Origin of the sequence: Modicisalibacter ilicicola DSM 19980, assembly GCF_900128925.1 — a bacterium.
Lineage (GTDB): Bacteria > Pseudomonadota > Gammaproteobacteria > Pseudomonadales > Halomonadaceae > Modicisalibacter > Modicisalibacter ilicicola.
Genome location: NZ_FQUJ01000031.1, coordinates 1 through 11,159, shown reverse-complemented (window position 1 = coordinate 11,159; position 11,159 = coordinate 1). Strand labels below are relative to the sequence as shown.

9 protein-coding genes and 2 pseudogenes are annotated in these 11,159 nt (G+C 62.6%); 5 read left to right on the top strand and 6 right to left on the bottom strand.

What is annotated here, in order from left to right:
- Positions 1-226: pseudogene (locus BUA41_RS18550) on the bottom strand (IS256 family transposase); the annotation flags it as partial.
- Positions 227-326: 100 nt separating this feature from the next.
- Positions 327-491 (bottom strand): annotated as a pseudogene (locus tag BUA41_RS18545) (MerR family transcriptional regulator); the annotation flags it as partial.
- A gap of 282 nt (positions 492-773) precedes the next feature.
- On the opposite strand from BUA41_RS18545, the gene BUA41_RS18540 reads away from it, so the two are divergent.
- From BUA41_RS18540 to BUA41_RS18530, 3 genes are all read left to right on the top strand, one after another.
- A complete protein-coding gene (locus BUA41_RS18540) occupies positions 774-2,117 on the top strand; it encodes an OmpP1/FadL family transporter (protein WP_072825672.1) in 1,344 nt (447 codons plus the stop codon).
- 192 nt (positions 2,118-2,309) lie between these two features.
- A complete protein-coding gene (locus tag BUA41_RS18535; RefSeq protein WP_072825670.1) occupies positions 2,310-2,516 on the top strand; it encodes an RH3 domain-containing protein in 207 nt (68 codons plus the stop codon).
- The gene (locus tag BUA41_RS18530; protein ID WP_072825668.1) at positions 2,503-2,766 is read left to right on the top strand and encodes a type II toxin-antitoxin system RelE family toxin; all 264 of its coding nucleotides are present in this window, start codon (positions 2,503-2,505) and stop codon (positions 2,764-2,766) included. Before BUA41_RS18535 ends, BUA41_RS18530 begins: the two co-directional genes overlap by 14 nt.
- Before the next feature lie 44 nt (positions 2,767-2,810).
- Here the strand turns inward: BUA41_RS18530 and BUA41_RS18525 are convergent, their stop codons facing one another.
- The 4 genes from BUA41_RS18525 to BUA41_RS18510 all read right to left on the bottom strand — a co-directional run bounded on the left by BUA41_RS18525 (position 2,811) and on the right by BUA41_RS18510 (position 7,928).
- Positions 2,811-4,409 carry an ABC transporter ATP-binding protein gene (locus tag BUA41_RS18525; protein WP_072825676.1) on the bottom strand — a complete coding sequence of 533 codons (1,599 nt, stop codon included), beginning with the start codon at positions 4,407-4,409 and terminating at the stop codon, positions 2,811-2,813.
- Between the two features lie 11 nt (positions 4,410-4,420).
- Positions 4,421-5,350: an ABC transporter permease gene (locus tag BUA41_RS18520; RefSeq protein ID WP_072825678.1), complete on the bottom strand. Its 930-nt coding sequence runs from the start codon at positions 5,348-5,350 to the stop codon at positions 4,421-4,423.
- A 5-nt stretch (positions 5,351-5,355) separates the two neighbouring features.
- A complete protein-coding gene (gene oppB, locus BUA41_RS18515) occupies positions 5,356-6,282 on the bottom strand; it encodes an oligopeptide ABC transporter permease OppB (protein WP_072825666.1) in 927 nt (308 codons plus the stop codon).
- Between the two features lie 62 nt (positions 6,283-6,344).
- On the bottom strand, positions 6,345-7,928 hold the full coding sequence (locus tag BUA41_RS18510; RefSeq protein WP_072825664.1) for a peptide ABC transporter substrate-binding protein: 1,584 nt from the start codon (positions 7,926-7,928) through the stop codon (positions 6,345-6,347).
- 258 nt (positions 7,929-8,186) lie between these two features.
- Here BUA41_RS18510 and prfB point away from each other — a divergent pair.
- A protein-coding gene (prfB, locus tag BUA41_RS18505; RefSeq protein ID WP_139249184.1) for a peptide chain release factor 2 occupies positions 8,187-9,285 on the top strand; the annotation gives its coding sequence in 2 pieces (ribosomal slippage) (positions 8,187-8,261 and positions 8,263-9,285; 1,098 coding nt in all).
- A gap of 176 nt (positions 9,286-9,461) precedes the next feature.
- Positions 9,462-10,982, top strand: coding sequence for a lysine--tRNA ligase (gene lysS, locus BUA41_RS18500; protein WP_072825660.1), 1,521 nt, complete (start codon positions 9,462-9,464; stop codon positions 10,980-10,982).
- Positions 10,983-11,159: the final 177 nt, after the last annotated feature.

Sequence of the window (11,159 nt, the reverse complement as noted above, 5' to 3'; positions counted from 1 at the left end):
CGCCGATGCCGGTCTGTACCGTGCGCTCGGGAAGATAGCCGTTGCGCACCACGGCGCGGCGGCCGTCTTCCAGCGTCTTATCGGCGTATTGCTCGAGGAAGGTGCTCAACTCCGCCTCCACGGCCTTGGCGATCAGGTCTCGGGCCCCTTTGCGCAACAGCTCATGCAACGGATCGGTAACGCCGGCGTCTGGCTGCGTCACGGCTTGGAGAGTAGAATTGGTCATGGCGTATCCATCCTATGCTGGTTGTGATCTGGCGTGATCAATCAGCAGGATACGCCACCCTCTCTTCTTCCCTCCATACACAAGACATGAGCTTAACTCGGGTGCGGGCTCGCTGGATGAAGCGCAGCCGATTGAGGGAGTCGCTGCCGTAGAGCTGATAGCCGTTCTCCGGATCGCGACGGGGTTGCAGCAGCCCCTCGCGGGTATAGTGGCGCACGGTCTCGGCGGTGACCCCGGCGCGCTTGGCCAGTTCCCCGACTTTCATGGCATGCCTCCGATATGGGTCAGGACGTATCTGACTGGCACTTTAAAACCTGTGTGTAACACAAAGGTCAAGGGCGCATGCTTGCCACTCGTGCAACAGACTGTCGGGCCTTCGCAGGGGATGGCGCTGGCTCTACTACTAATTGGCTATCCGTTCAAATGATTGAAACAGACGTTTGACCTTGACTTGTCTGTCGGGATCGGCCAAAACGATTCAAGTATTTCATTATCCGCCGATAACACGACAAGAACGACTGCCTTCATGGGAACAGGACAACGCCATATGCAAAACAAGATCAACAAGCTCAGTCTCGCGATCGCTACCACCGCCGCGGCGCTCTCTTCACAGGCGATGGCCGGGGGCTTCCAGCTCAACGAACAGAGCGTCAGCGGCCAGGGCTACAGCCACGCGGGCCGCAGTTCCAACGTCCAGGACGCGACTATCGTCTTCGGCAACCCGGCGGGGATGTCGTTCCTCGACCGCGCTCAGATCACCGGCGGCGCGACCTATCTGAACGTCAACAGCGATATCGACAATGTTGAGTATGAAACCTTTGCCAACACACCTGTTGGTCCCGCACCAGGGGCATTAGGTCCAGTCACGGATGGCACCAATGATGGAGATATGGTGCCAGGTACCGCCGTGCCCTTTGCCTTCTACGCCCAGCCGCTTTCGGAGAGAGTGCACTTCGGGTTCGGTGTCTATGCCCCTTTCGGTTCCAAGACAGATTATGAAGATACCTTCGAGGGTCGTTATTTTGGAAATTACACCGAAGTCAGGGTGATCAGTGCGCAACCGACACTGTCCTACAAGATCAACGATCAATTAGCGATTGGCGCCGGGGTCACCTACAACCAGGTGGAAGGGGAACTGAGACGCCAGCTACCCGGCGACCCGTCTTTTAATCCGGAAAATGATACCGATGCCCGGGTCGATGGTGACGATGAAGCCTGGGGCTACAACATTGGCGTGATCTATCGTCCAGTGCCCGAAACCACGTTGGGGCTGACCTACCGCTCCAAGGTGGACTACACCCTCGAGGGTGACTTCGAGGCGATCGCGCCCGGTGGCAATATTGTGCGCGCCGACGACGCCACCTTGGATCTGACCACGCCGGAGACCGTCAATTTCTCAGTGACGCAGCAGATGACCGATCGATTGGAGCTGATGTTCGGAGCCTCTTGGGCACGCTGGAGCCGCTTCGAGCGGATTCTCGTCGAGGGCAGTCAGGGCAATACCATTACCAACGAACCTCAGAACTACTCCAATGCCTGGAACTATGCGGTAGGCGCCCAGTACCAGTTGAATCCACAATGGGTATTGCGCACAGGTCTGGCTCTCGACAACACGCCGACCAACGACGAGGACCGCAGCGTTCGGATTCCCTCCGACGATCGCCGCATCTTCTCGCTCGGTGCCGGCTGGACCCCGATTCCCGATCTGACCATCGACCTCGCCTATTCCTATCTCACCGAACGCGGTACGGAGATCAGCCAATCCCGTAACGACTCCTTGGATGCAGATGGTCCTGATGGCCCGGCACCCGCCCTCGGTGGTGTCAACTACAGCGCCGACTACAAGAACGAGGCCCACGGCTTCGGCGCCCAGGCGACCTACCGCTTCTGATCGATCGCTTGAGCTCGTCGATATCGAAACCCGGCCACGGCCGGGTTTTCTATTCGATGGTTAAGATAGGTTGTCTCACCATTCGTTTCGCAGTGCCGGTTTTCATGGCGTCATGACGCTATGGTGTCATGGTGACTGACGTGATTCTCGTCGGTATGGAGAGCACAATGAGCGAGACCTCGAAACGTTCCCATCTATTTCGACCCGCAACTGCACGCAGCGCTTCGATTGAAGGCAGCGCACATGCACCGCAGCGTATCGGATCTCGTCAATGACGCGGTGCGCGCGGCGTTGGCCGAGGATCAAGCGGATCTGGCTGCCTTCGACGAGCGTGTTGCCGAGCCGACCATGAGCTACGAGGCGCTATTGGACGAACTGAAGGCCAATGGCAAGTTATAGACTCGTCGTCAAGAAGTCGGTGTCGAAGGATCTGCGTTCGCTACCCAATAAGGATGTGGTGCGCATACTTCAGCGCATCGAGGCACTGCAAAGCGATCCTCGCCCGTCGGGTAGTGAGAAACTATCGGGCCAAAAACGCTATCGCGTGAGGCAAGGTGTCTACCGTATCGTCTATGAAATCACCGACGAGGTGCTGCTGGTCACGGTCGTCAAGGTAGGGCACCGCCGTGATGTCGACAGGCCCGGTTGATCGAATGCCACCACATCAGGGCCCATTTGCCCTGACACTCCCTATCAAGCTGCATCGCTCAAGAAGGCCGCGCGCATCAGCTCTCGGGTATAGGGCTCCCGGGGGTGGTCGAACAGCTCTCGGGTCGTGCCCTGTTCGACGATCCGGCCCTCCTTCATCACCAGCACGCTGTCGGCCAGCGCCCGGACCACCGCCAGGTCGTGACTGATGAAGAGATAGGTCAGGTCGTGCTTGCGCTGCAGCTCGCGCAGCAGGTCGATCACCGTGGCCTGCACCGACCGGTCGAGCGCCGAGGTGGGCTCGTCGAGCAGCAGGAATTCGGGCTTGAGCACCAGGGCACGAGCGATGGCGATGCGCTGACGCTGGCCTCCGGAAAACTCGTGGGGGTAGCGCCTGCGCATGGCCGGGTCCAGCGCCACTTCCTCGAGCGCCTCCTGCACGCGAGTGTCGCGGTCGGCGCGCTTGAGTTCCGGATGATGCACGCGCAGCCCCTCGCCGATGATCTCGCCGACGGTCAGGCGCGGCGACAGCGAGCCGAAGGGGTCCTGGAACACCACCTGCATGCGCTTGCGCAGGGGGCGCATGGCCGCGGTATCCAGATGGGCGATGTCGCTGTCGTCGAAGCGGATGTCGCCACGGCTCTCGAGCAGGCGCAGCAGGGCACGACCGAGCGTCGACTTGCCGGAACCGGATTCGCCGACGATGCCCAGAGTCTGGCCGCGCTTGAGCGTGACGTCGATGCCGCGTACCGCCGCGAAATGGTCGTCATGGCCGAACCAGCGCCGCCTGGTGGTGAAGCGCACCCACACATCCCTGGCTTCCAGCAGCAGCGGACTCTCCTCGGGTACCGGCGCCTTCTCGCCACTGGGTTCGGCATCGATCAGGGCGCGGGTGTAGGCGTGACGAGGAGTGGCGAAGACCTCCTTCGTCGCTCCCTGTTCGAGCAGCTCGCCCTGGCGCATCACGCAGACCCGGTCGGCGAAGTGGCGCACGATGCCCAGGTCGTGGGTGATGAACAGGATCGCCATGCCGTAGCGCTGCTGCAGCTCCTTGAGCAGGGCGAGGATCTGCGCCTGCACGGTGACGTCCAGGGCGGTGGTGGGTTCGTCGGCGATCAGCAGTTCCGGCTCGCAGGCCAGCGCCATGGCAATCATCACCCGCTGACGCTGGCCACCGGAAAGCTCATGGGGATAGCTCTTCACCCGCCGCGCGGGATCGGGGATACCGACCTGATCGAGCAGGTCGATCACCTTGGTCCGGGCCCGCTTGCCGCGCAGGCCACGGTGCAGACGCAGCACCTCGGCAACCTGGTCGCCGATACGGTGCAAGGGGTTGAGGGACGTCATCGGTTCCTGGAAGACCGTGGCGATACGATCGCCGCGCAGTTCGCGCATGCGCCGGTTGGAGACGCTCAGCAGGTCCTCGCCATGGAAGCGGATCGCGCCGCGAGTATGAGCCAGTTCCGGCAGCAGGCGCAGGATGGCGGTGCTGGTCACCGACTTGCCGGAGCCGGACTCGCCGACCAGCGCCAGGGTCTCGCCCTCGGCGATGCGCAGGCTGACATTCTTGACCGCCGCGACATCGCCATCCGGCAGGCGGAAATCGACGTCGAGGTCCTCGATCTCGAGCAGGGGTGTCGTCATGGTCGTCATCCTTAGCGTGTCCTGGGATCCAGGGCGTCACGCAAACCGTCGCCGAGAAAATTCAAGCAAAATAGCGTCAGCGCCAGGAATACCGAGGGCACCAGCAGCATCCAGGGGGCGCTTTCCATCATGTCGCTGCCTTCGCTGATCAGCACGCCCCAGCTGGTCAGCGGTTCCTGCACGCCGAGGCCCAGGAACGACAGGAAGCTCTCGAGCAGGATCACCTTGGGCACGGTCAGGGTGACATAGACGATGACCGGGCCGATGGCATTGGGAATCATGTGTCGCATGACGATGGCGCGATCGCTCACCCCCAGGGCATGAGCGGCCTCGACGAACTCGCGGCGCTTGAGCGCCAGGGTCTGGCCGCGCACGATGCGCGCCATGTCGAGCCACTCCACCGCACCGATGGCGGCGTAGATCAGCAGGATGTTGCGACCGAACACCACCATCAGCAGGATCACCAGGAACATGAAGGGCAGCGAATACATGATATCGACGAAGCGCATCATCAGGTTGTCGGTGCGCCCGCCCAGATAGCCGGCGATGGCGCCGTAGAGCACGCCGATCACCAGGCTGACCAGGGTGGCGACCAGCGCCACCGAGAGGGACACGCGCCCGCCATGGAGGGTGCGCGCCAGCAGGTCGCGACCATTGGCATCGGTACCCAGGTAGTGGTCGCCCTCCAGGGTGGGGGGCACGTTGAAGGCGTTCCAGTCCACCTCCGCCAGCCCCCAGGGCAGCAGATAGGGGCCGACGAGGCAGGCCAGCGTGATCGCCATCAGCAGCCACAGGCTGGCCATGGCCGCCTTGTTCTGCTTGAGCCGTCGCCATGCCTCGCGTCCCAGGCTCTCGCCGGCCACCGGGACGGGCCGGTCGGGGGGGTTGGGGCTGCCCGCCGGCAGGTTCTTGCCGCTGTAGGGCGTGCTGTCAGTCGTCATGGGCATCAGTCGTCATAGCGAATTTGCGGGTCGAGCGCCGAATAGAGCAGATCGACGACCAGGTTGAGCAGCACGATGAGAGCGCCGTAGAACACCACCGTGCCCATCACCAGGGTGTAGTCGCGATTCAGCGCGGCCTGGACGAAGTAGCGCCCGATGCCGGGAATGCCGAAGATCTGCTCGATGACCACCGAGCCGGTGATGATCCCGGCGATGGCCGGGCCCAGGTAGGAGAGCACCGGCAGCAGCGCCGGGCGCAGGGCATGGTGCAGGATCACCTTGGTCTCGGAGAGTCCCTTGGCCCGGGCGGTGCGGATGAAATGGCTGCCCAGTACCTCGATCATCGAGGCGCGCATCATGCGGGCGAGATAGGCGATCTGCTGGATCGCAAGCGCAATGACCGGCAGCACCATGTTCTGCCAGGCGCCGCCGTTCCAGCCACCTGCCGGCAGCCAGGCGAGCAGCACGCCGAAGACCAGCGCCAGTATGGGAGCGATGACGAAGTTGGGCACGGCGATGCCGGCCAGCGCGGTACCCATCACCGCATAGTCGACCGCGGAGTTGCGCCGGATCGCCGCGATCACGCCCAGCGGCAGGCCGATCAGCAAGGCGAGCAGGATCGCCCAGAAGCCCAGCTCCAGGCTGACAGGAAAGCCCTGGGCGATCAGTTCGGTGACCGAAAAATCCTTGTACTTGAAGGACGGGCCGAAATCGCCCTGCAGCAGGTTGCCCATGTAGCGCAGGTACTGCATGGGCAAGGATTCGTCGAGATGGTAGGCGGCCATCAGGTTCGCCTCGATCTCCGGTGGCAGCTTGCGCTCGCCGTCGAAGGGGCCCCCCGGAGCGATGCGCATCAGGAAGAACGACAGCGTGATCACGATCCACAGGGTCGGGATGGCCATCAACAGGCGCTTGAGGGTGTAGGTCAGCATAGGATCCCGTCCCCCCACGCCGCTTGGCGGCATGGGGGCATGTCGTCAGCGTGGCTGGTGGTTCACTCTTCGAAACCGATCCAGCGTGAGGGGTGGTCGTCCGAGACGTTGTCTTGCCAGCCCGTGAGTTCGGGATTCACCAGGTTGCGCGACACATAGTAGAGCAGCGGCACCAGTGCGTAGTCGTCCATGGCGAGTTGCTCGGCCTGCTCGAGGAGCTTCTCGCGCTCCTCGGCATCCTGGGTGGTGGCGGCCTCGTCGAGCAATTGGTCGTACTCCGGGTTGGAGTAGGCGCCGTAATTGTTGCCGACACCGCTCTTGAGCAGGGTCAGGAAGTTCTCGGCGTCGTTGTAGTCGGCGATCCAGCCGGCCCGGGCCACGTCGAAGTCACCTTCGGCGATGGTCTGGTAGTGCACCGTGGCCTCGGAATTGACCATCTCGACGTTCACCCCGAGTGGGCGCCACATGGCGGCCATGGCCACGGCGATCTTCTTGTGCTCGTCCGAGGTGTTGTAGCGCAGCTGCAGGGTCAGGGGGTTGTCCGGGCCATAGCCGGCGTCTTCCAGCAGTTTTCTGGCCTTGGCCATGCGCGCGTCCATGTCGTCGCCCAGTTCCATGGTCTGCACGTCGTAATTGTCCGTGCCCTTGGGCACGAAAGACTGCGAGGGCAGGAAGGTGCCGGCCATGATCTGCTTGGAGATCACGTCGCGGCGTGCCGCCAGGTTCAGCGCCTCGCGCACGCGCTTGTCCGCGGTGGGACGCCCTTCGCGATGATTCAGCACGTAGTAGTAGGAACCGAGATAGGGAGCCATGTGTGTGGCCTCGGGCAGGTTCTCCTTCAACCATTGATAGCGGCTCGACGGGTAGTCGCGCAGGATATCGAGTTCGCCGGCGCGAAAGCGCGAGATGCCGGCGTTGCGATCTTCCGTGGTGTGATAGTTGACCCGGTCGAGCGTGACCTGGTCGGCCTCGTAGTACTCGGGATTCCTGACTGCGGTGATGCGCGACTGCGAGACCCACTCGGTAGGGGTGAAGGCGCCATTGGTGGCGATGTGGTCGAGCTTCACCCAGCTATCGCCGTACTCCTCGGCGGTGTGCCTGGGGGCCGGGTAGGCGGTGTAGTGGGTCAGCAGCTGCATGAAGTAGGGGGTCGGCGAATTGAGGGTGACCTCGAAGGTCCTGCCGTCATCCAGGGACTTCACCCCCAGCGCCTCGAGGGGCTTGTCGCCGGTGTTGACCGCCTCGGCGTTGACCACCGGGTAGAGCATGTAGGCATATTTCGAGGCGTTTGCCGGGTCCAGCATGTTCTTCCAGCCGAAGACGAAGTCCTCGGCGGTGACCGGCTCGCCGTCGGACCACCTGGCGTCCTCGCGCATCGTGAAGGTATAGGTCTTGCCGTCCTCCGAGACCTCCCAGTCGGTGGCCATGCCCGGCAGTAGCTCGCCATCCGGGGCCTTCTTGACCAGGCCCTCGTAGACGTCCATCAGTATCTGGGATTCCCAGACACCGCCGGAGACCTGGGAGGCATCGAAGGAAGCGAGCTCGCCCATCACGCCGAGGTCCAGGGTCTGGGCGTAGCCGGGAAGCGCGACAAGGCTGGACGACAGTGTCAGAACGCCCAGAAGTGCACGTCGAGTGAGAAGCATATTGTTATCCTCGAGGAGGGTGTCGAAAGGCTGACATGAGAGGCTGATGCTGTCAGGACTGACTGGCTGCTAATCTTCTCTCCCCAGAAATATGATGTCCATGATGAACAACAATCGGGGCATTCCACTATCGTAGGGTGTCAAAATAGCAAGATCAGTGGATGACGAAGTGAGGCGGGGACAGGATGACGGTCCGGCGGCATTTGGCTACAATGAGCGGCTTTTGACCCGTTCACCGGCACGCCACACAGGATGACCATGCAAGAGATCAATCCGATCAACAACCTCATCAAGGACCTGTCCGAACGGACGGATGTCCTGAGGGGGTATCTTTGACTATGCCGAGAAGAAGGATCGGCTAGAGGAAGTCACCCGGGAGCTCGAGAATCCCGATGTCTGGAACGATCCGGACTATGCCCAGAAGCTCGGCAAGGAGCGCGCCAGCCTGGAGCAGATCGTCGCCACCATCGACGAGCTCGACCAGGGGCTGAGCGACAACGCCGAACTGCTCGAACTCGCCGTGATGGAAGAGGACGAGGGCACCGTCGGGGAGGTCGAGAAGGAACTCGGTCATCTCGAGGCGGCACTGGAGAAGCTCGAGTTCCGGCGCATGTTCTCCGGCGAGATGGATGCCAACAACGCCTATCTCGATATCCAGGCCGGTTCCGGCGGCACCGAGGCCCAGGACTGGGGCAACATGCTGCTGCGCATGTACCTGCGCTGGGCCGAGCACCATGGCTTCAAGGCCGACATCGTCGAACTCTCCGCCGGTGAAGTGGCAGGCATCAAGTCGGCGACGCTCCATATCCAGGGCGAATACGCCTTCGGCTGGCTGCGCACCGAATCCGGGGTGCATCGCCTGGTGCGCAAGAGCCCCTTCGATTCCGGCGGCCGCCGCCACACCTCCTTCGCCTCGGTGTTCCTGTCGCCGGAGATCGACGACAGCTTCGAGGTCGAGATCAACCCGGCGGATCTGCGCACCGACACCTACCGCTCCAGTGGCGCCGGTGGTCAGCACGTCAATACCACGGACTCGGCAGTGCGCATCACCCACGAGCCCACCGGCATCGTGGTCTCCTGCCAGAGCCAGCGTAGCCAGCACGCCAACCGCGACTTCGCCATGAAGCAGCTCAAGGCCAAGCTCTACGAGCTGGAGATGCAGAAGCGCAACGAGGCCAAGCAGCAGGCCGAGGACAGCAAGGCAGACATCGGCTGGGGCAGCCAGATCCGTTCCTACGTGCTCGACGATCAACGCATCAAGGACCTGCGCACCGGCGTGCAGACCAGCAATTGCGAGAAGGTGCTGGACGGTGATCTGGACCAGTTCATCGTGGCCAGCTTGAAACAAGGGTTGTAGAAGCTGTTGCGCTTGCCGAATACGGCGTTGGACCTCGGCTCAAAATGCTCATTGACACCCTGGTCAACTGCACTTTCTCGCCGAGGTCCGCCTTGTCCCGGCGGCGCTCACGACGGTTCCGAGAGTTTGGATGGAACAGTTTTCGTATTTGAGACTTTTTACTCACAGGCAGAGCAATGGCGAATCAGGATTCCCCTCAGCAGGATGAAAATCATCTGATCGCGGAGCGCCGGGCCAAGCTGGCCGAACGTCGCGAGCGGGCCGGGGAAACCGGCGACAGCGTCTTCCCCAACGACTTTCGCCGCGACAACCTGGCGGCCGAACTGCAGGCCGAGCTGGGCGAGTTCGACAAGGCCGAGCTGGAAGAGCGCGATCGCCGGGCGGCGGTGGCCGGGCGCATCCTCAGGAAGCGCGGGCCGTTTTTGGTGATCCAGGACGTCTCGGGCCAGATTCAGCTCTATGTCGACAAGAAAGGCCTGCCCGAGGCGGTGCTCGAGGATATCAAGAGCTGGGACATCGGCGACATCGTGGCGGCGCGCGGGCCGGTGCACAAGTCCGGCAAGGGCGATCTCTACGTGATGATGGTCGAGGCGAAGCTGCTGACCAAGAGCCTGCGCCCGCTGCCGGACAAGTTTCACGGCCTGACCGACATGGAAGCCCGTTACCGCCAGCGCTACGTCGATCTGATCATGAATCCGGATTCGCGCCGCACCTTCGAGGTGCGCGCCGGGGTGGTATCGGCAATCCGTCGCTTCTTCGAGGCGCGCGGTTTCATGGAGGTCGAGACCCCGATGCTGCAGCCGATTCCCGGTGGCGCCGTGGCGCGTCCGTTCATCACCCACCACAATGCGCTGGGCATGGACATGTACCTGCGCATCGCCCCGGAGCTGTACCTGAAGCGTCTGGTGGTGGGGGGCTTCGAGCGGGTCTTCGAGATCAACCGCAATTTCCGCAACGAAGGCCTGTCGACGCGCCACAACCCCGAGTTCACCATGCTCGAGTTCTACTGGGCCTATGCGGACTATCGCGACCTGCTCGACCTCACCGAGGAGATGGTCCGTGAGGTTGCCCGGGAGGTGCTCGGGGCCACGACCCTGACCTACCAGGGCACCGACTATGACTTCGGTCAGCCGTTCCGACGCCTGACCCTGCGCCAGGCGATCCTCGAGCATGGCGACCAATCGCCTCAACCCATCGCGGAGGAGGATATCGACACGCTCGAGGCCGCCCGAGGCACCGCCGAGCGTCTGGGCATCCAGGCCAGGCCAGGCTGGGGGCTCGGCAAGCTGCAGACCGAGATCTTCGAGGCGGTCGCCGAGCCGAAGCTGGACCAGCCCACCTTCATCACCGAGTATCCGGCCGAGGTCAGCCCGCTGGCGCGGCGCAACGACGCCAACCCTTTCGTCACCGACCGCTTTGAGTTCTTCGTCGGTGGCCGCGAGATCGCCAACGGCTTCTCGGAGCTCAACGATGCCGAGGACCAGGCGGAACGCTTCAGGGCCCAGGTGGCGGAGAAGGATGCCGGCGATCTGGAGGCGATGTACTACGATGCCGATTACGTGCGTGCCCTGGAATACGGCTTGCCACCGACCGCGGGCGAGGGCATCGGCATCGACCGGCTGGTGATGCTGTTCACCGACAGTCCGTCGATCCGGGACGTGCTGCTGTTTCCGGCCATGAGGCCCGAGGTGGAGTGAAAGGGCTGCGCCTGGAACGGCATGCGAGCCATCACAGGGCGATCTCAGGACGAGAATCTGTCTAGGCAATAAGCTTTATGGTCTTGTAGATACCGTCTCTCGATACCGGCTGCAAGGAGGCTTATACCCCTTGTGGCCGATATTCGCTCTGCGACTTCAACACGCCATAGGCGATAT